At 71.0% G+C, this 19889-nt stretch carries 14 protein-coding genes; 8 read left to right on the top strand and 6 right to left on the bottom strand.

Going from position 1 to position 19889, the window contains the following annotated elements:
• Window positions 1–22: 22 nt before the first annotated feature.
• The 5 genes from ABZ497_RS08375 to ABZ497_RS08355 all read right to left on the bottom strand — a co-directional run bounded on the left by ABZ497_RS08375 (window position 23) and on the right by ABZ497_RS08355 (window position 4885).
• Entirely contained in the window at window positions 23–1030 is a 1008-nt protein-coding gene (locus ABZ497_RS08375) for a helix-turn-helix domain-containing protein (protein WP_359804013.1), read from the bottom strand.
• 57 nt (window positions 1031–1087) lie between these two features.
• Window positions 1088–2032, bottom strand: coding sequence for a chlorinating enzyme (locus ABZ497_RS08370; protein WP_329486254.1), 945 nt, complete (start codon window positions 2030–2032; stop codon window positions 1088–1090).
• A 20-nt stretch (window positions 2033–2052) separates the two neighbouring features.
• Entirely contained in the window at window positions 2053–2322 is a 270-nt protein-coding gene (locus ABZ497_RS08365; RefSeq protein ID WP_359804012.1) for a hypothetical protein, read from the bottom strand.
• A 68-nt stretch (window positions 2323–2390) separates the two neighbouring features.
• On the bottom strand, window positions 2391–4316 hold the full coding sequence (locus ABZ497_RS08360) for a radical SAM protein (protein WP_359804011.1): 1926 nt from the start codon (window positions 4314–4316) through the stop codon (window positions 2391–2393).
• A 98-nt stretch (window positions 4317–4414) separates the two neighbouring features.
• Window positions 4415–4885 carry a phosphopantetheine-binding protein gene (locus tag ABZ497_RS08355; RefSeq protein WP_352294780.1) on the bottom strand — a complete coding sequence of 157 codons (471 nt, stop codon included), beginning with the start codon at window positions 4883–4885 and terminating at the stop codon, window positions 4415–4417.
• A gap of 481 nt (window positions 4886–5366) precedes the next feature.
• Here ABZ497_RS08355 and ABZ497_RS08350 point away from each other — a divergent pair, with 481 nt between their 5' ends.
• On the top strand, window positions 5367–6614 hold the full coding sequence (locus ABZ497_RS08350; RefSeq protein ID WP_359804010.1) for an MFS transporter: 1248 nt from the start codon (window positions 5367–5369) through the stop codon (window positions 6612–6614).
• Window positions 6615–6767: 153 nt separating this feature from the next.
• Here the strand turns inward: ABZ497_RS08350 and ABZ497_RS08345 are convergent, their stop codons facing one another.
• On the bottom strand, window positions 6768–7673 hold the full coding sequence (locus ABZ497_RS08345; RefSeq protein WP_359804009.1) for a phytanoyl-CoA dioxygenase family protein: 906 nt from the start codon (window positions 7671–7673) through the stop codon (window positions 6768–6770).
• Window positions 7674–8425: 752 nt separating this feature from the next.
• Between ABZ497_RS08345 and ABZ497_RS08340 the strand changes: the two genes are divergently transcribed.
• The 7 genes from ABZ497_RS08340 to ABZ497_RS08310 all read left to right on the top strand — a co-directional run.
• A complete protein-coding gene (locus tag ABZ497_RS08340; protein WP_359804008.1) occupies window positions 8426–11602 on the top strand; it encodes an amino acid adenylation domain-containing protein in 3177 nt (1058 codons plus the stop codon).
• 299 nt (window positions 11603–11901) lie between these two features.
• Window positions 11902–13065 (top strand): cytochrome P450, encoded by a 1164-nt coding sequence (locus ABZ497_RS08335; RefSeq protein WP_359804007.1) that lies wholly within the window; start codon window positions 11902–11904, stop codon window positions 13063–13065.
• Between the two features lie 121 nt (window positions 13066–13186).
• A complete protein-coding gene (locus ABZ497_RS08330; protein WP_359804006.1) occupies window positions 13187–14407 on the top strand; it encodes a hypothetical protein in 1221 nt (406 codons plus the stop codon).
• Window positions 14408–14514: 107 nt separating this feature from the next.
• Window positions 14515–15786 (top strand): LLM class flavin-dependent oxidoreductase, encoded by a 1272-nt coding sequence (locus ABZ497_RS08325; protein ID WP_359804005.1) that lies wholly within the window; start codon window positions 14515–14517, stop codon window positions 15784–15786.
• Window positions 15779–17518 carry an alpha/beta fold hydrolase gene (locus ABZ497_RS08320; protein WP_359804004.1) on the top strand — a complete coding sequence of 580 codons (1740 nt, stop codon included), beginning with the start codon at window positions 15779–15781 and terminating at the stop codon, window positions 17516–17518. The genes ABZ497_RS08325 and ABZ497_RS08320 overlap by 8 nt, the downstream gene beginning before the upstream one ends.
• Entirely contained in the window at window positions 17515–18906 is a 1392-nt protein-coding gene (locus ABZ497_RS08315) for an amino acid adenylation domain-containing protein (RefSeq protein WP_359804003.1), read from the top strand. The genes ABZ497_RS08320 and ABZ497_RS08315 overlap by 4 nt, the downstream gene beginning before the upstream one ends.
• Window positions 18907–19190: 284 nt before the next feature.
• A partial coding sequence (locus ABZ497_RS08310) for a peptidoglycan DD-metalloendopeptidase family protein (protein WP_359804002.1) occupies window positions 19191–19889 on the top strand: 699 nt, incomplete at its 3' end.

Genomic DNA, 19889 nt, shown 5'->3' with positions numbered 1-19889 from the left:
GCGCCGTGACCGCGCGGCCTCCTCAGCGGCCCGCCTCCGCGGCCGCCGGGCCGACCGGTCCGGCCCCGCTGTCGGCCGTGACGAGACGGGCGAGCTCGTCGCCGACCGGCGTGAGCTCGTAGTACACCGCGCGGCCGCTCCGCCGGGTGGTCACGACCCCGGCCTCGCGCAGCGCCGCCAGGTGGGCGGAGACCGTACCGAGCGAGACACCGAGCACGACCGCCAGTTGGGACGGGGTCGCCGACATCCGCAACTCGGCGACGACACTGGCCCGGCCCCGACCGAGCAGCCGGGCCACCCCGCCGTCTCCCCGCGAGTCCGCGGCCAGGGCGCCCTTGGCCGGGTACACGAACGCGATCCGCGAGGGCGACTCACAGGTCCACTGGCCGGACAGCCCGGTGTGCGGGACGAAGACGAGGCCGTCGCTCCCGATGTGGCGGTCGGCGTAGTTCTGCGTGGAGAACTGGATCGCGTCGTGACCGACCCACTGGACGCCGGGCGCCATGCCCTCCAGCGCGTGCCGCCACCCGCTGACCGCGATCACGCCCGCCCGGTGGCGGATGTCGCGTTCCATGACGGCCCGGCGCCGCTGCCAGTCCGGCTCCACGAACTGCGCCCAGAGGTCGGTGAAGACGTCGGCGGTGCGGCGGGTGATCCCGTCGACCTCGGCCCAGGCGATCCCGTCGCTGGTCCAGGCGAACCGCTGCGCCTCGGCGAGCATGGCGCGTGCCGCCGGGTCGTCGATCGCGCGCATGGCCGCCAGTTCGTCGGCCAGGCTGCCGGTGAGCCCCCCGGGCGGTGGAATGGCCACGAAGTCGGGCAGGTACTTGGTGGCCGTCACCAGTCGCAGCAGACCGCCGACGAACGGGCCCGCGGTCAGCCAGCGGCCGAACGCCTCGACGCGGGGGCCCGTGACCCTGCGGTCCCACGCCTGCCGCAGCAGGGTGATCTCGCTGAGCGTCTCGGCGAGCGGGGACACGGCGAACCGGCTCGCCTGCAACGCGTCCGGTCCGAAGCGCAAGAGGGTCACGGCGTGACAGCCTACGACGACCGCCGCGATCAAGGGAATCACCCGGCCCCGGGCCGCCTACCCGACGCGCCGCCCGCCGTACCGGCCGTCCTTGGCGATCCTGTTGTGGGCGAAGGTGTCCTCGCCGCTCACCAGCACGGCCGCCCACTTCTCCAGGGAGATGGCACCGCCGTACTCCTCGATGTGATCCGTGTCCGGGTAGATCCGCACCTTCGTCGGAACGTACCGACAGGCGAACCCCATCCGGTAGCTGTCCTCGGTGCTGTTCGGCAGCGAGGCGTGCATCAGCGTCGACCAGAAGATGACGCTCTGGCCCTTCTTCATCACCAGGGGGACGGCGTCCTCCTCGCTCGGCCGCCAGTCGGGATCGACCTGGAGCTGGCGGTAGTCGTACCCGAAGAACCCCCGCCTGACGCCGTTCTTGACCTCGGTGTTGATGCGCTGCGCGTCGTACTCCATGCGCCGCGTCTCGTCGTAGTTCCGCTCGTGCTGGGTGCCGGGAATGATCTGCAGGCAGCCGTTCTCACGGGTCGAGTCCGTGAAGGCGGTCCACACCGTGAGCGTGCCCGCCCCGAACTCGGTCTCGGACTCTCCGGGCCACAGCAGTTGGGGCTTGCCGCTGGCGTTCGCGAAGGTGTCCGCCTGGTGCCAGTCGGTGCCCTCGTCGCCGGGGTACTTGGGGAAGAACTCGGTGCGCCAGCAGAGCACGTCCGGGCCGAGGATGGACGCCACCCGGTCCACGATCTTCCGGTTCAGCACGTGCCGGGCCAGCACGTCGATGTCGAGGTGGCGGTCGTAGTTGACAATGTTCCCGGCCCCGCTGCCCGCGGCCTCGGGGTACGCGGCCCGCGACCGGTCCAGCGACTCGCGCTGGACCGTCCTCCAGATCCGGTCCATCTCGTCCTCGCCGTAGACGGTCACCGGTCCGAGGAAGCCGCTCCGGTGGAACGACGCCAACTCGTCGGGTGTGAGCGAGAAATCCGTGCGTTCGGAGCTGCTCATGTCCTTCCCCTCCATCGTCTCTACCGCTTCTCCGCCGGCTGCATCTTCGTCACGGCCACGTCGAGCGGCTCGGTGTAGGTCGTCCGGATGTCGAGGGCCACGCCGTAGGTCGCGCCGAGGAACCTGTTCAGCTTCGAGAACAACAGCGAGTAGCCGCCGACGTCGAGGAAGTTGTCCGAAGCCGAGATGGTCCCGTCGTTGAGTTCGCCGCGCAGCCAGTCGACGAGCGCCTCCGCGACGTCCGCGGGGTCCGCCGCGCCGGCCTTGTCGTTGTCCGCTGGGGTTTCCATGGACGCTCCGTCCTGTCGCTGCACTCCGTCACCTGCCGGGGATCGACGTCACCTGCCGGGAATCGACGTCACCTGCTGGAGATCGACTCGGTCCTGACGCGGCTCAGGGTCGGAAGCACCTCACGGAACCGCAGGACGATGCCCTGGCAGTAGTTCGCGTTGTGCTCCAGACTGCGGCGCGCCATGTAGGGCACCTTCTGCCGGCCCCGGTGGTCGATCCGCACGGTCGTCCCGCCGGTGCCCTCGTCGTTCCCCACCGCCGGTGTCCCGCCGTCCTCGAACACCGCGACCAGCTCGGTCAGGTCCTGCGGCAGGCGCACCTGCACCGCGTAGTCGTCCACGGCCTCCGGCTCGACCTCCCGGAATCCGACGGAAGGCAGCCGGAACGGCTCCCGGTAGACGTAGGGCCGGACCAGCAGATCCATCTCGAATGCCGTGCGTGCCACCGGATCGGCCCACCACTCCTGGCCGCTCACGAAATCGAAGAGCAACCGGTCGAACTCGTCGCGGTGCGAACTCAGGATCATGTGGGCGGTGATACCGGTGTTCATGAGGTCATAGTTCGCGAGGTTCTCGATCGACCGGGAGATGAAGTCGCATATCTCGCCGTCGCCCTTCTTGAGGTATTCGGCGAACGAGGCGAAGAGGTCCCCGAAGGACACCACGCCCTGCCGGTCGAGGTACCTGGCGACCAGCAGCAGGCCCCGCATGTTGTACAGGCAGTGAATCGCGTAGTAGAGCCAGAACCCGTCCTCGCACTCACGACGGGAAACCCATTTGGTGGCGACCACCACGTCCGCCTCGGCGATCTCGCTGGGCGCGGACTCCACCTGGAGCCCGAACTCCTCCTGCCGGCCGAACATGGGGGTGTTGTTGAGGAGCAGCTGCGGATAGATGATGAGGGTGTCCGCATCGGACCGGCACAGTTTCGTGACGCCCTCCTTGAACGAGGCGTACGATTCCCCCGGGAGCGGCCAGATCAGCTCGACGTACGAGCTGATTCCCTTCTCGCGCAGCGTCCGCTGCAGACTGGTGTACGTCTCCTGCCGGATGTTCTGGCGCTCGACCATCTTGAGGGCTTCGGGGCTCAGGCTCTGCAGGGAGATCGGCTGGGCGGCCATCAGCCCGCCGCGCACGAAGATCTCCGTGATCTCGGCCATGCGGTCCGGCTTGTTCTTGGCCGCCGCCATGTTCACCATCAACGGGAATCCGGTCAGGTTCTTGCGTTCCACCAGGTACTCGCTCAGTTCGACGTCCCGCGGGGCGAGGCCCCAGTTGGCGTCGGCGATGAAGAGCCCGGCGAACCCGTGATCGGTGATCCAGTCGAGCTCGGCCTTGATGCGGTCCACCTCGAACTTGTGCACCTTGTCGTTGGTGGCGGCCCCCCAGTAACAGAAGCTGCAACGGAACGGGCACCCCCGGTTCGTCTCCATGATCGCGAAGCTGAATTCGTGCCCGTCGAAGACGCCGGTGAGGAACGGTGACGGGATCTCGGTCAGGCTCTTGACGCGCGGAGCCGCCTCCGTCGTCACCAGCTCGCCCGCCTCCCAGTACGACAGGCCCGGGACGAGGCTCAGGTCGGCCCGGTCGGCCGCCAGTTGGGTGAGCAGCCCGTGGACCGTCAGCTCTCCCTCGCCGTTGCAGACGTAGACCCGGTCGACGGGTTCGGGCAGGTAACGCAGGGCGTTCTTCATCACCTGGGGACCGCCGAGCAGGAAGTGCGCGTCGGGGCGCTTCGAGACCAGTTCACGCAGCAGCCACTGCACCAGCTTCGAGTTCCAGATGTAGCACCCGATGGCGTAGACGTCCGCTTCCCGGGAGAGGAGTTCGCCCAGGATGCGCCCACGGTCCATGGCGGCCGGGAACGAGGCGATCTCGAAGCGGTAGGAAGCCCTGAGCTTCGGGTCGTTCTGCGCGTACGCCTGCATGTATCCGGCGGCAAGCGGAAGCATGTTCTCGTAGGTCGGCAGGTCGACAAACACGACCGACTTCATCGTAGGACCTTTCGCTCGGCGTGCCTCGGGGTCGTTCCCTGTCTCCTCGCGGGCGCCCGGGCCGTGGGGCCGAAGGCCCGCCTGCCGCCCGGTTCGGGTCAGTCGCGCTCGGCGTGCGACGCCGCGGGGACGTCCGCCGCCCGCTGGTCGACCCAGTGGGCGAGTTCGGAGAGCACCGGGCGCTCGATGAGGTCCCGAAGATTGATCTCGATGAGCCAGGTCCGCCGAATGTGGCCGACGGCCTTGGCCATCAGCAGGGAGTCACCGCCGATGGCGAAGAAGTCGTCCTCGCGACCCACTTCGGATATTCCCAGTACGGTACGCCAGATCTCTGCCAGCCTGGCTTCGGTCGGATTCAAGGTGTCCCTTTTCGCCGGAAGTCTCGCTGTCCACGGGCGGTCCGAGGGAACGCCTTGCCATGACCCTGTGTGGCACCAGGGGAAACCGCCCTGAGCGGTGCGACCTGCCGGAGTGCGGCGGATATGTCCATACCGGACATGAGCCGTGAACCCCCGCAACGCGCGCGTTCTCCTGAGCGGCAGTCGGCCGTGCGACAGCTGGAAACGCACCAATATGTTGCTCCGGTGATCAGAGTCCCCGGTCTTCACTTCGGTGTCAAGAGACGCCCACGGAGCAGAAATTGCCAGTTCTGTACTGGCGTACAAGTCCGGCAGCCGCCGAGATCGGTCCGGATTCGCCGCAATTCGGTGGTCCGTCGGGATCCGGGGCGGCGGCGGCAGTTCCGCTCACGATTCGTCGCGGACGTGGTTTCGTGGCTGGTGACGGGCCTTTCCGGTGGAGCGCCGGCGCCGCCGCCGACCGGTCCGGAGCAGAACGCGTCCGCTCTCGCGGACGGGCGCCGGCCGGACGACGGCGCATCGGGGGTCATGAGTTCCGGACAGGTCGGCGCCATGGGCCGGGCCGGTCCGGCCGCGCCGCCGGCGCGGCCTTCCCGTCGTCGGCTTCCCCCACCGCGGGGACGCCGGGCGGTTGTTGCGACTGTTGTCGCAAGGATTCACCCGGCCCCCCACCGGGCTCGATATTGTCCGCGTGACAGATACCGTGACATCAGTTCCAACCCCGACGAAACGCCTCCTGAAGGGCCGGTTCGGCTGGTTCTTCGTGGGCCGGACCGTCGACCTGGCCGGCTCGTCCATGACCACCGTCGCGCTCGCCCTCTCCGTGCTCCAGGCATCCGGCAGGGCGGCGGATCTGGGCATCGTCCTGGCCGCCAACATGATCCCCACCCTCGTGCTCCTGCTCCTGGGCGGCGCGGTCGCCGACCGGGTGAGCCGGCGGACCGTGCTCCTCCTGTCCAACCTCTGCACCGCGGCCGTGATGACCACGATGGCCGTCCTGCTGATCACGGATCGCTACCACCTCGCCGCGTTCGTCGGCCTCGCCCTCGTCGGCGGCGTCGTGAACGCGTTCTCGCAGCCCGCGCTCCGCGGCATCGTGCCCGAACTCGTCGAGCGGCAGGACCTCCAGCGCGCCAACGCGCTCCTGGCCAGCAGCCAGAACACCGTGCGCATCATCGGTCCCATGATCGCCAGCGTCCTGGTGGCCACGGTCGGCGGCGGGTGGGCCCTCGCGGCCGACGCGGCCTCCTACCTCCTGGCCGCCGCGGCCTTCACGCGCATCCCGGCAGAGAGCCGCCCGCCCGCGGCGCGCGAGCCGCTCTGGCACGACCTCCTCGACGGCTGGGCCACCTTCCGGTCGATGCGCTGGGTGGTGATCATGACCATCTCGTTCGCCCTGGTCAACGCCGCCAACGTCGGGCCGTGGAACGTGCTGGGGGCGCAGGTGGTGTCGGGGAACGACGGCGCCATGGGCTGGGGCACCGTGCAGACCGTACGCGCGATCGGGCTCCTGGTGATGAGCGTCGTGGCCGTCAAGGTGGTCCTGCGCCGGCCGCTGCGTGACGGCGCGGTCTGGGGGACCCTGGCGGGCTTACCGCTGCTGGCGGTCGGTCTGACCGGGAACGCGTGGATCGTGTCGGCGGCCGCCTTCGTCGGGGGGCTCGGCCTCACCGTGGCGTCCATCGGCTGGGAGACGACGCTCCAGGCCGCCGTCCCCGCGGAGTCGTTGTCGCGGGTCGCGGCCTACGACGAGCTGCTGTCCTTCGTGGCGATCCCGCTCTCGCAGCTCGCCGTGGGGCCGCTCGCCGCGGCGTACGGGGCGCGCGAGGTCGTACTCGCCTGCGGAGTCGCCTACGTCGCCCTGTGCCTGCTGCCGCTGCTGAGTCGGGAAGTCCGCGCCATGCGGGCGGAGGGAGCGCCGGCGGCGCCGGCCTCGTAGCGCCCCGGACCCCCGGGGACGAGCGGCCCGATCATCCGTCAACCGCCCTCCTGCGCTTGGACATCGACCCGCAGGAGGGCGCCCGGGCGGTCGGGGGAGGATCCGGCGCCGCCGGACACCGCCTCGACCGACTCCTGGGTCACCGAGGCGGGTTCACCGCTTGACGGTGCCTTCGTGGAGCCGGTCGATCATCCGGTGGGTGGCGTCGAGCGGCGTCTCCGGATCGGCGGCTTCGTCGGAGTTCCTGGCGTTGCGGGCCGCGATCTCCTCGCCCCAGCTCTCCATGCCCGCGAACGGGATCGTCTCCTCCGGAACATAGGAGGGATACCGCCGGTAGCTGTTGATTCCGGCGACGGGCTCGCCCCGCACCAGGAGCGGATTCAGATAGAGGCCGTCGCTGGTGATCCTGGTGGTCGCCGGAATGTATCCGATGTCCAGCCCGCAGCGGCGGCGCGGCGAGGTGTTCGGCCCCGAGCAGTGCAGGATGTTCGGGTGGTGGATCTCGACGTCGCCCGGGTCGAGTTCGATGTCTACGACACCGTTGCGCTCCGACCACTCCCGCACCAGCTCCTCCTCGGAGACCGAGAACAGCATGTTCGGCGAGTCGACCGAGCGGACCGGCGCGTGGAGCGGCATGCGATGGCTGCCGGGGATGACCCGCAGACAGCCGTTCTCGGTGGTGCACCGGTCGACGGCCAGCCAGACGGTGAGTGCGCGCATCGGGTCGAGGTTCCAGTAGGAACCGTCCTGGTGCCAGAGCACCGGCTGGCCGTCCTGGGGGGGCTTGCAGATGTAGTGCGCCGTGAAGCACGCGACGTCCGGGCCGAGGAAGAATTCGGCGATATCCACCAGCCGGGGGTCGGAGACGAGTCTCACCCAGAATGCGTCATTGCGTATCAGCGGATGGTGGAGATGTTCCGGGCGGAGGTCCGGATAGCGATCGGTGAGCCAGTCGACATGGGCCCTGATCTCCTCCAGTAAATCCTTCGGAATGACGTCGCGGATAATGCTGAAGCCCTGCTCCTCGTACTCCGCGCGGACGCTCTCTGGGACGTTCAATGCGACCCCCTAATCGCGACTTCCGTGGCCGCGCCAGTCTCGCACCAAGCCAGGGCGTGTACAAGCTCCCGACGGGTCCGGGCTGCCGGCAGAGCGCTTCCGAGCTTTCGCTTCGGGGTGACGCCACGGCACGGCCGGGGCATTCGCCGGGCCCGGCGATGAGGTCGTCGATCAACGTCGGGCTGGTGATGGATCTTCTTCGGCCGGGGGCGGCGACTACGGCGGGAGTTCGGGCGGTGACGCCGGCGGGGCCACCCGGCCCCGTTCGCCGGGCCGTCCACGCACGCTCCGTCAATTTGTCATGGTGCGAGGCCAGTTGGGTGGGAGTGTGACCGCGGCCGCGGGACGGTCGTCGCGGCGGGATCGTGCCTGGTGACCGTAGCAGTGGGGGGCCGTATCACCATGTGATGGCGGGTCCGAGGGGGGGATATGAGAACGGATGCCGGTCGACAACGAATCTCGGCCAGTATGAGGCCGGACAAGTCCCGTTCGCCTTCGCCCTTTCGTGTTCCTGACCGGCCAGCACGGCGGGGAGCGCGTGGCGGGCGTGACTGCGGTGACAGCCCGGAACTCGAGCAAAGCCGCTGGCACCAGGCTGGTGGAGTGTTCCGTGTGTTCTCCTGACCGGAATCATTCGTCGACCACTCGAACCGATCGTCGTCGTGTGCGACTCTCCAACGGCGGGCGATCCGCCCGGTGGGGACACGGGGAACCGCTGACGGTGTCCGAGAACGCACCGAAGAGGAGCAGTATTGAACGACATCGCGCCGTTGGCCGAGCCGGAGCAGTCAGGACCCCTGCGACGGCCGGATCCGCTGCCGGTCTCCTCCGGCCAGTTCCGCCTCTGGTTCCTCGACCGGGTGCACGGCACCACGTCGACCCACCAGATCCCGCTCGTCCTGCGGCTCCACGGCGCACTGGACCGGGCCGCGCTCGAAGCGGCACTGACCGACGTCGTCCTGCGTCACGAGAGCCTGCGCACCGTGATCGTGCCCGTGGCGGGGGTGCCGGTCCAACGCGTGCTTCCGGACGCCCGCCCGGTCTTCGACACCCGCACCGTCGCACCCTCCGCCCTGGAGCGGGAGGTCGCCGCCGCCGCGGCGCACACCTTCGACCTCGCGACGGAGATACCCGTCCGCGCCGGCCTGTTCCGGATCGCCGCGGACGACCACGTCCTGGTGCTGTCACTGCACCGCACGGCCTGCGACGGCGGGTCGATGGCCCCGCTCGGCCGCGATCTCACCCTGGCGTACGAGGCACGGTGCCGGGGCACCGCCCCCGACTGGGCGAAGCCGCCCGTGCAGTACGCCGACCACGTGCTGCGGCAACTGCGGCGCCTCGGTGACGCGTCGGATCCGCACAGCCTCGCGGCGCGGCAACTGGCCTTCTGGCGGACGACGTTGTCAGGGCTGGGCGGCGAGATCGGGCTGCCGTTCGACCGCCCGCGTCCGGCGACGCCGAGTCGCGGCGAGGACTCGGTGCGCTTCGAGGTCCCCCCCGAGGAGCACGCACGGCTGGTCGAGCTGTCGCACCGTACCGGGACGACGATGTTCATGATCGTCCAGGCCGCGCTGGCCGTGCTCCTCAGCCGGCTCACCGGCGACGTGGACGTGCCGATCGGCACGCTCACCCCGGGGCGCCCCGACGAGGCGTCGGAAGACGTCGTCGGACTCGTGGCGAACACGGTCGTGCTGCGCACCGGTCTCGCGGGAAACCCCACCTTCGCGGAGCTGCTCGACCGGGTTCGTGCGGTCGACCTGGCCGCCTTCGCGCACCAGGACGTGCCGTTCGAGCACGTCGTGCGGGCCGTCGATCCGGCACGGGTCCCGGGCCGGAACCCGCTGTGCCAGGTCCTCGTGACCGCCGGAGCCCGCGCGGTCGAGTGGCGGCCGGCCGGGCTGCGCTCGTCCGCGGACGTGCCCGACCTCGGAGCGCCCGGGTTCGGAGCGTCCGGGTTCGACCTGCACCTGAACGTCGACGCGCGCCACGGGCCGGACGGGACGGCGGCAGGCCTCGTCTGCGACCTGCGGTTCGACACCGACCTGTTCGACCGCGCGAGCGCCCAGACGATCGCGGCTCGGCTGGTCCGCGTGCTCACAGCCATGGCGGCCGACGCCGACCGGACCATCGGCGCCGTCACCATCCTCTCCGCGACCGAGCTCTCGAACGTCCTCACCGCCTGGAACGACACGGCGAGGGACGTGGCGCAGAGCGCGCTGCCCGAACTGCTGGAGGCGCGGGCCGCCGCGACCCCGGACGCGGTGGCGGTGCGGTGCGGGGATTCGGCACTGACCTACGGCGAGCTGAACGCGCGGGCGAACCGGGTCGCCCGTCACCTGGCCGGCCGCGGCATCGGGCCGGAGTCGGTCGTCGCGTTGTCGATGGCCCGGTCCGTGGACCTGATCGTCGCGGTGTGGGGCACGCTGAAGGCCGGCGCGGCCTACTGTCCGGTCGATCCGGAGTACCCGCCGGAGCGGGTGGCGTTCATGCTCAAGGACAGCGATCCCCAACTCGTGCTGACCGGACCGGTCGACGAGCAGGGCATGGCGGACGGCAACCTGACGGACGCGGACCGGGTCACGCCGTTGCTGCCGGCCCACCCCTGCTACATGATCTACACCTCGGGGTCGACCGGGCTGCCGAAGGCGGTGGTGATGCCCGGCTCCGCCCTGGTGAACCTCATCAGGTGGTACGAGCGGGTGTCCGCGACGTCGGACGGCGCGGCCACCCACCGGATCGCCAACTTCTCGTCGATCAGCTTCGACGTGGCGCTGGTGGAGATCCTGATCGCCACGGTGCGCGGCGGCTGCGTCGAGCTCCCGGACGAGGAGACCCGCCGGGACCTCGACAAGCTGGTGACGTGGCTGGAGAAGAGCGAGGTCGACGAGGTCTTCGTGCCCAACCTCGTCCTCGCCGCGATCGTCGACATCAGTCAGGCCGCCGGGACCGAACTGCCCCGGTTGCGGCACGTGATCCAGGGCGGTGAGAGCCTGGCGCTGACCCCCGAACTGGCGGCGTTCCACCGCGCCGTGCCGGACCGCCGGCTGGCCAACTACTACGGCCCCACCGAAACCCATGTGGCCACCTCGTTCGCCCTGCCCGCCGATCCCGGCGACTGGCCGGACGAGGCGCCGATCGGCCGACCGGTCGACAACATGCGGACCTACGTCCTCGACCGGTGGCTCCAGCCGGTACCGCCGGGCGTCGCCGGCGAGTTGTACATCGCGGGGGTGCAGCTGGCCCGCGGGTACCTCAAACGGCCCGGCCTCACCGCCGACCGGTACGTCGCCGATCCCTTCGGCCCGCCGGGCAGCCGGATGTACCGGACCGGAGACGTGGTGCGCTGGCGCGCCGACGGGCAGCTCGTGTTCATGGGCCGGGTGGACGACCAGCTGAAGGTCCGGGGCTTCCGCATCGAGCTCGGCGAGATCGAGGCCGTGCTGCGCGGTCACGACGAGGTGGTCCAGGTCGCCGTGCTCGCGGTCAACAAGCACACCCCGGCCACCCGCCTGGTCGCCTACGTCGTGCCCGCGACCGAGGCGCTGACGCCGACCGCCCTGCGCCGACACGCGGCCGAGTCGCTGCCGCTCCACATGGTGCCCACCGGATTCCGGATGGTCGAGGCCCTGCCGTTGACTCCCAACGGGAAGCTCGACCGGAAGGCGCTGCCGGCGCTGACCGAGGAGTCCGCCGGCCGGCCACCGGCCGAAGGGGCGGAGCAGACCGTCTGCGACGTGTTCGCCGAGGTGCTGGGAGTGCCGGTGGCCGACGTCCACCAGAACTTCTTCGCAACTGGCGGCCATTCACTCGGCATGGTACGGGTCGCGCACGACATTCACGGGCGGCTCGGTGTCGACCTGCCGCTCCGTGACGTGTTCGAGCACCCGACGCCTGCCGGACTTGTGCAACTGCTCGCCGAACGGGGGTGACGTCCATGTCCTACAACCACTGAGACACCGCGGCGCTCGGTGCGGACCTGCCACGCGGGGCCGCGTCCGAGCACCCGACAGCTGCCCGGCTCGTGCCACTGCTCGCGGAACGGGGGTGACGTCCATGTCCTACAACCACTGAGACACGGCGGAGGACCGGTGAGCTACGCCCGGTCCCGGGGTCGAGTGATCCCGCAGTGAGAACAAGGAATTCGTGAAAGACACCGGACGCACGCCGCCCCGCGTCGAACGCGCGGCGGCGTGCGTTCTCCACCCCGATGACACGAAGGCGGAGCCTGGTGACCCCCACCCCGACCTACGATCCGCTGTCCCCGGCCATGCTCAGGGATCCCTATCCGACCTACACCAGGATGCTTGAGGAGCAGCCCGTCCACTGGCATGCCGGCATGCGCGCGTGGGTGGTCGTCCGGCACGCGGACTGCGTGCGCGTGCTCCGCGAGCACGCGACCTTCGCGCGGGACCCCAGCCGGGTCGGGGAGAAGATCCCGGACTTCCGCCAGAACGTGCAGATGATGGACCCGCCGGAGCAGAACCCGCTGCGCCAGCTCCTGGTGAGCGCGATGCGCTCGCAGGACAAGGACCGGCTGTTCCGCGAGGCGGTCGACTTCGTGCGCGGGCGACTGGCCGCCCAGCGGCCGGGCGAGCCGTTCGACCTGATGGCGGACGTGTCCGCGCCCTTCGCCCTGCACATCTCCGCGGCCCTGCTCGGCGTCCCCGAACCCGACGACGCGGACTACGCGGAGATCTCGCACGGCATCGCGCTCCGGATGGATTCGGGCCTCGCGCCGGAGAACATCCCGCAGGGAGATGCCGCGCGCAAGCGCCTGAACGACCTCGGCGAGAGCTGGTTCCCGCGCCCCGAGGGCGACAACGGCCTGATCGCGAACCTCATCCGGCGGGCGGACAAGGAGTTCTCCGGCAGCCACTACATCCGGAACTCGGCCGCCATGATGTTCAACGCCAGCTACGGGACGATCTTCGCCATGGTCGGCAACGCGGCCCACCTGCTGGCGACCGTGCCCGACCTGCTGCCGGAGCTGTCCCGCCCGTCCCGCACGGCGACCGGCGTCGACGAGCTGATCCGGTACGACGGGCCGGCGCAGGGAACCAGCAGGATCGCGGTCACGGACACCCTGATCGAGGGCACCCGCATCGCGGCGGGCGACAACGTGGTGACGCTGCTGGCCGCCGCCAACCGCGACCCCCGGGTCTTCGCCGACCCGCAGGACATCAACCTGGACCGCCGGCCGAACCCGCACCTGGGCTTCGGCTCGGGGCCGCACGCCTGCTTCGGCTCCGAGTTCGGCAAGCTGAGCGTCACCGCGGTGATCAACGCGCTGAGCGACGAGGGCGTACGGCTGCGCCTCGCGGCGGAGCCCACCCGCCGCACCACCGCCACCGTGCGGAGCCTGGACACCCTTCCGGTGTATCTCGACCGCTGAGCGGGGCAGCGCGGCGCAGGCAGCGCAGCGCCGGACAGACCAGAACGGCGCAGCACCGGGCAGCGCAGCGCTGACCGGAGCTGAGCAGACACATCCGTCGAACCGAGGGATCTGGTACAAGGTGAACGTCGTTCTTCTAGGTGCGGAACAAGAAGCGATCGAGGAGCTGGCCCGCCTCGGCCACACCGTCACGGTGTTGTACGTGGCGCACGACCGCGTGGTGATGGAGGCCTGCCAGGGCCTGATCACGCACCGCGCGTTCCTCCCCTCCTTCGACCGGCCGGAACTCGCCTGGGCCGCCCTGATCCACCTCGGTGTCGCCGACCAGGTCGACGTCGTCGTCTCGGGGCACGAGTTCGCGGTGACCACCGCCGCCATCCTGAACGACATCCTCGGGTGCCGGAAGCCGATGGACGCCCGGGTCGCGCTCGCCGGTCGCGACAAGCCGCTGCAGAAGACCCTCTGGCAGCGGCACGGCGTACCGACGGCGCGGTTCGTGGTGTTCCCCGAGCGGCCGACCTCGGTCGGCGGGTTCCGCGACGCGCTCGGGGACCTCGCTCCTCCCTACATCGTCAAGCCGACGGCCGACGGCGGCGCCCATCTCGTCTTCCGGGCGGAAACCGCCGAGGAGCTGTTCGACCGGCTGACCGCCACACCGGAACTCGACGCCTTCATGGTGGAGGAGTGGCAGTCGGGGGACGAGTGGCACTTCGACGGCGTCGTCGTCGACGGCCGGATCGAGACCTTCATGGTGTCGCGCGACGTGAACCCGTGCATCGAGGCGAAGAACGGGAACCCGTTCCGTTCGATCGCCCTCCCGCCCAAGGCGTACCCGGAACTCTACGAGGAGGCCCGTGCCTTCGCCGAACGCTGCCGGTCGGCGCTCGGCGGCCGCAACACCGTCTTCCACCTCGAAGTGTTCGGTGGCCCGGGCAGGTTCGTCGCCGGTGAGCTCGCCTGGCGACCGGCCGGCGGCCTGGTCAGCATCAGCGCACAGCACACCGTCGGGGTCAGCCTCTGGGCGGCACACGCCCTCGTCCACATCGACGCGCCCGTTCCGGCGCCCGCGTTCGAACCCACCGGCGTCATGGGCTTCGTGTGCCTGCCGGTCAAGTCCGGTTTCCGCAACGGTGTGACGCAGGAGGACCTGGAGAGCCTGCCCGGGGTGCGTCACGTCCGGATGAAGGCGCCGGTGGGCGAGGTCATGAAGGAGCTCAAGACCACCTCGATCGCCGTCGCCTGGGCCCTCGTCGAGGGGGACGACGTCGAGCACTGCGCGAAGCGCATGGACGAGGCCATCCGGCTGGTCACCGAGCTGCACGAGGCGAAGAGCCTGCCGTAGGCCGGCGCCCCGACCACCGCTCCCCCGACCACCGCTCGGCCGACCACCGCTCCCACGGCGACCGCTTCGACGACCACCGCTCCGACCAGCCGAAAGTGTCAGGCGCCTTGAGTATTCACCTCAACCTGTTCATGCTGCTGCCCGGGCACCATGACTCCGCGTGGCTGCATCCCGGGTGCGACTCGGCCCGGGTCACCGACATCCACTACTACCTCGAACTCGCCCGACTCGCGGAACGAGGGCTGCTGGACTCCGTGTTCATCGCCGACGCGCTCTGGCACAAGCCGCGCAGCAACTACTGCGGCGGGCTCGAACCGCTCACCGTGTTGAGCGGCCTCGCCCTGGGCACCGAGCACATCGGACTGATCGCGACCGCGTCGACCTCGTACTACGAGCCGTTCCACCTCGCCCGGATGTTCTCCTCGCTCGACCACATCTCGGGCGGCCGCGTCGGCTGGAACATCGTCGTGTCCAACAGCGTCAACGAGGCCAGGAACTTCAACCGGCCGGCGATGCTCCCGCACCAGCAACGGTACGACCGCGCCGACGAGTTCCTGGCCGTCGCCCACCGGCTCTGGGAGTCGTGGGACGAGGACGCCGTGGTCCGCGACCGCGCCAACGGGCACTACACCGACCCGGACCGGATCCACCGGATCGACCACCAGGGGGAGTACTTCGCCGTCCGCGGGCCGCTCAACATCCAGCGCAGCCCCCAGTCCCGCCCGTTCCTGGTCCAGGCCGGCGCGTCGGAGGCGGGCAGGTCGTTCGCCGCCCGGCACGCCGACGCGGTGTTCACCGTGCAGGAGAACGTCCGCGACGGCGCGCGGTTCCGCACCGAGATGCGCCGCCGCGCCGCCGCGAACGGGCGAACGGTGAAGGTCCTGCCGGGACTGATCCCGATCGTCGGTGCCACGCAGGTCGAGGCGGACGAGAAGAAGCGCGAACTCACCGGCCTGCAGGCCGTCGACTACGCCCTGGAACACATCTCGATGATGCTGAACGTGGACATCACCGACTGCGCCGTCGACGCGCCCTTCCCCGTGGAGCGCCTCCCCCCGGCCGACAGCATCCAGGGCAACCGCACCACGTACGAGCTGATCACCGGAATGGCCCGGCGGCCGGGCACCACCGTCGGCGACATCATCGCGCACCAGGGTTTCGGGCGAGGCCACCTGGTGGTCGCGGGCACCCCGGAGCGGATCGCGGACGTCATCGGGACCTGGGTCGGGGAGGGCGCGGCGGACGGGTTCAACCTCATGCCCGCGGTGTTCCCGGCCGGCCTCGCCGACTTCGTGGACGAGGTGGTGCCGTTGCTGCAGGAGCGCGGGCTGTTCCGCACCAAGTACGACGAGACGCTGCTGCGGCGCCGCTATGAGTGAGCGGACCGAGCGGGACACCACGGCGGACGTGACCGCCCGGCTGCGGGCACACCTCGGGGCCGTCCTGCCGCCCGAGGCGGTCCCGACGCGGTTCGTGTTCGTCGACACGCTGCCGGTGCTGCCCAACGGGAAGACGGACCGGGCCGCGCTCGAACGGCTGGCCGCCGAGACGGCGTCCGCGCCGTCGTCCCCGGAGACCGGGGCGGCGGCCGGCGACGAACCGGCCGGCGGCGAACCCATCGGCGGCGAACCCATCGGCGACCTCGACTTCCTGCTGCGGCTGTTCACGGCGGAGCTGGCCCGGGCCGACCTCGATCCCGACGAGGACCTCACCCACCTGGGGGTGACGTCGCTGCTCCTGACGACGGCCTGCGCGGCGTGGACGGACCGCACGGGCAGGCGCGTCGACGGCCACCGGCTGCGCCGCAACCCCACGGTCCGCAACATCCTGGCCTTCTCCGCGCCGACCGGTGCGGACCGGGAGCACGACGAGGTCGTGGTCGAGGACCACCGCTTCGAGGTCCCGGTCGACCACGACGACCCGGCCGGCCCGTCGATCGAGCTGTTCGCCAGGACGGTGGTGCGCCGCGCCGCGGTGGACCGCGACCTGCCGTACCTGCTCTTCCTCCAGGGCGGCCCCGGCGGACAGTGCCCCGATCCGCGCACCAGGATCCCCGCCTGGCTGGACGCCGCCCTGGACCGGTACCGGGTGGTGCTGCTGGACCAGCGCGGCGGCGGCCGCAGCTCGCCGGTGACCGCCGCCACCATCGCGGGCATGACGCCGGCCGAGGCGCTGGAGCGGCTCCGGTGCTACCGCGCGGACGCCGTCGTCCGGGACGCGGAGTTCCTGCGGGAGCGGGTGCTGCGGGTCCCGGCCTGGACGCTGTTCGGGGAGAGCTACGGCGGCTCCATCGCCCTGACCTACCTCTCCCTCTCCCCGGAGTGCGTCGACCGGGTGTTCATCTCCAGCGGGCTCCTGGGCCCGGTCAGCACGGCCGAGGACCTGCTGCGAGACACCTTGGTGATGAGCAGGAGGAAGAACGCCGAGTACTACCGGCGGTATCCCGGGGACGCGGGGCTCGTCGACCGGATCGTCGACCACCTCGGCGACCACGAGGTGCTGCTGCCGACAGGAGAGCGGCTGTCGCCCGAGCGGTTCCGGTTCCTCGGTCTGAAGTTCGGCTTCGCCGGCGGGATGGCCGCGGTCCACGACCTCCTCCAGGGCGCCTGGGACGGCGACCACCTCACCGAGGACTTCCTGGCCGCGGTCGCGGCGGCGACGTACCTGGTCGACTCCCCGCTCTTCTACCTGCAGGAGTACACCTACGGGCACCCCGGACGCGCCACCGGGTGGGCCGCCGACCGGCTCTACGCGGACGAGCCGGCGTTCGCCGCCGGGGCCCGTCCGTTCCACTTCTACGGCGAGGTGTTCTTCCCGTGGATGTTCCGTCAGTTCGCGGCGCTGGCGCCGTTCGCCGAGGTGGCCGACGAACTCGCCCGGTACACCGGATGGACCAGTCTCTACGACCTCGACCAGTTGGGGAGGAACACCGTGCCCGTCTACGCCGTGGCAGCCGCGGACGACCTGTACTTCCCGGGGACGCAACAGGTCCGCACCGCGCGGCGGATCGGCTCCTGCTGGCTGATGCTCTCCTCGGACTACAGCCACGAGGGGCTGATGAACGACCGCGAAGGCGTGTCCCGGCTGCTCGAGTTCGGATCGGCACGGTGACGCCCGCCCTGTTCGGCCAGGTCAGGGCGGTAGCGCTGGACCACCCGACGAGGCCCGCCGTGTCCGACCGGACGACCACGCTCACCTTCGCGGAACTGGCGCTGGCGGCCGAGGCCCTGGGACGCCGGCTCGTCGCCCGGGGGGCCGGGCCGGGCGACCGGGTCGGCGTCATGGTCGAGCGGGGCGTCGACCTGGTGGTGGCCCTGCTCGGCGTGTCCGCCGCCGGGGCCGCCTACGTCCCCCTCGATCCGGGCTATCCGGTCGAGCGCCGGCGGACCGTCGTCGAGGACGCCGACCTCGCGCTCCTCGTCACGGACGGCGGGGGGCGGGAGTTCGACGTCCACGCGGTCGAGGTCACGCCGCGTCGGGCCGAACCGGGCCTCGCCGAGATCGTGCTGCCCTCGCCCTCCCCCCAGGACCCCGCCTACGTCATCCACACGTCCGGGTCCACCGGTCGGCCCAAGGGCGTCGTGGTCACCCACGCCAACGTGGCCGCGCTGTTCGACGCGCTCGACACGGCCTACGGCAGCCCGTTCGACGACACGTTCCTCGCCGTGACGAGTGTCGCGTTCGACATCGCGGTCATGGAGCTGCTCTGGCCGCTCACCCGCGGCGGAGCCACCGTCGTGAGCCCGGCCAGGATGGTGGACCGGCTCGACTCGCCCGGTGACGACGGTCTGCCGAGCCTGGTGCGGCGCTTTCGGCCGACGCTGTTCCAGGCGACCCCCTCGCTCCTTTCGGCGATCGCGTCGTCCGAGGAGGCCCTGCTGTCCCTGCGGCACCTGCGCGCGCTCCACGTCGGCGGTGAGGTGCTCCCGGTGGGACTCGCCCGGCGCCTGGTGACCGCCCTCCCGGGCGTCCGGGTCCACAACATGTACGGCCCGACGGAGGCGACGGTCTGGGCCACCACGCACGAGGTGACACCGGAGGAGGCCCGGTCCACCGCGATCCCGATCGGGCGGCCCCTGCGCCACGCGTCCGTCCGGGTCGTCGGCGACGACGGCTCCGCGGTGGCACCGGGCGAGGTCGGCGAACTGTGGGTCGGCGGTCCCTGCGTCGCCGCGGGCTACTTCCGCCTGCCGGAGCAGACCGGGGAGCGGTTCGTCGAGGAGGCCGGTGCCGTGCCGCGGCGCTGGTACCGGACCGGCGACAGGGCGCGGACCCGACCGGACGGCGCGCTCGAATTCGTCGGCCGGTTCGACCGGCAGGTCAAGATCTCGGGCGTCCGGATCGAACTCGACGAGATCGAGTCGGTGCTGTCCGCCGCGCCGGACGTCCGGGCGGCCGCCGTCGTCGCCAAGCAGGGAGCGGACGGGAGGCACCAGCTCGTCGCCTACGTCCTGACCGACGCCGAGCCGGTCCCGCCGGCCGGGTCCGCCGACGGGTAGCGGTCCGTCCCACGGCGGCCGTGGCGCGGCAGCCGTGGCGCGGCGCCGCCCCGAAGGGCGCCGGTCCCGGCGGCCGGTCCGCTCCTGTCAGTCCGGATGGTTCCGGGTACCGCGGCGCGCGGCGCGCGGCTACCGTCCCAACCGCTCCACACCCGGCGGTCCGGACCGGCCGCCGTCACGCGCCCTCAGGAGGTCACCTTGACCGCGCACCACCTCACCCGCAGGAACACCCTCGCCTCCGGCGGCGTCCTCGGCCGCCGGCGCACGGCGTGAGGGGCGTTCCGGTGCTCCCCTCCCTCTCCCGCCGCACCGCGCGCCTGGCCCTGGCCGCGGTCGCCCTGCTGCTGCCGGTCGCGGTACCGGCCGCCCCCGCCGAGGCCGCCGGGTTCACGGCCTCCTGCCCGGCCTCCGGGTACATCTCCCAGGGCTACACCGAGGAGCACAACGGCATCGACATCGCCAACGACTACGGCACCCCGATCTACGCGGTCGGCGACGGCCGGGTGCTGGTCTCCGGCCCGGCGCAGGGCTACGGCCAGTGGATCCGCGTCCTGCACCCGGACGGGACGATCACCGAGTACGGCCACATGCGGGAGCGGGAGGTGGCCACCGGTGACCAGGTGACGGCCGGGCAACTGATCGCGCGGATGGGCAGCGAGGGCACCTCCAGCGGCCCGCACCTGCACCTGCGGGTCTGGGCCGACGCGAACGCGACCGTGCGCACCGACCCGGTCCCCTACCTCGCGGATCGCGGCATCGCCATGCCCTGCACCCCGGGCAACGGCCCCGGTCCGGCGCCGTTGGTGTACCCGGCGCAGTCCGGCCGGGTGGTGTCCGCGCGTTCGGCGGACGGCCGGCTGGAGGTCTTCGCCGCCGGCGCGAACGGGGTCTCGCACGCCTGGCAGACCGCGGTCAGCGGCGCCTGGTCGGAATGGGAGACCCTCGGCGGACCGGGCGGCGCCGAACTGGCCATCGCCCCCAAC

This window comes from Kitasatospora sp. NPDC005751 (assembly GCF_040630835.1).
In the GTDB taxonomy this organism is placed as follows: domain Bacteria; phylum Actinomycetota; class Actinomycetes; order Streptomycetales; family Streptomycetaceae; genus Kitasatospora.
This window is presented reverse-complemented; position numbering and strand designations above follow the sequence as displayed.

Coding starts and splice junctions, on each gene's coding strand:
- ABZ497_RS08365 (WP_359804012.1), bottom strand. CDS start 2,322: ATGGAAACCCCAGCGGACAACGACAAGGCCGGCGCGGCGGACCCCGCG.
- ABZ497_RS08360 (WP_359804011.1), bottom strand. CDS start 4,316: ATGAAGTCGGTCGTGTTTGTCGACCTGCCGACCTACGAGAACATGCTT.
- ABZ497_RS08370 (WP_329486254.1), bottom strand. CDS start 2,032: ATGAGCAGCTCCGAACGCACGGATTTCTCGCTCACACCCGACGAGTTG.
- ABZ497_RS08320 (WP_359804004.1), top strand. CDS start 15,779: ATGAGTGAGCGGACCGAGCGGGACACCACGGCGGACGTGACCGCCCGG.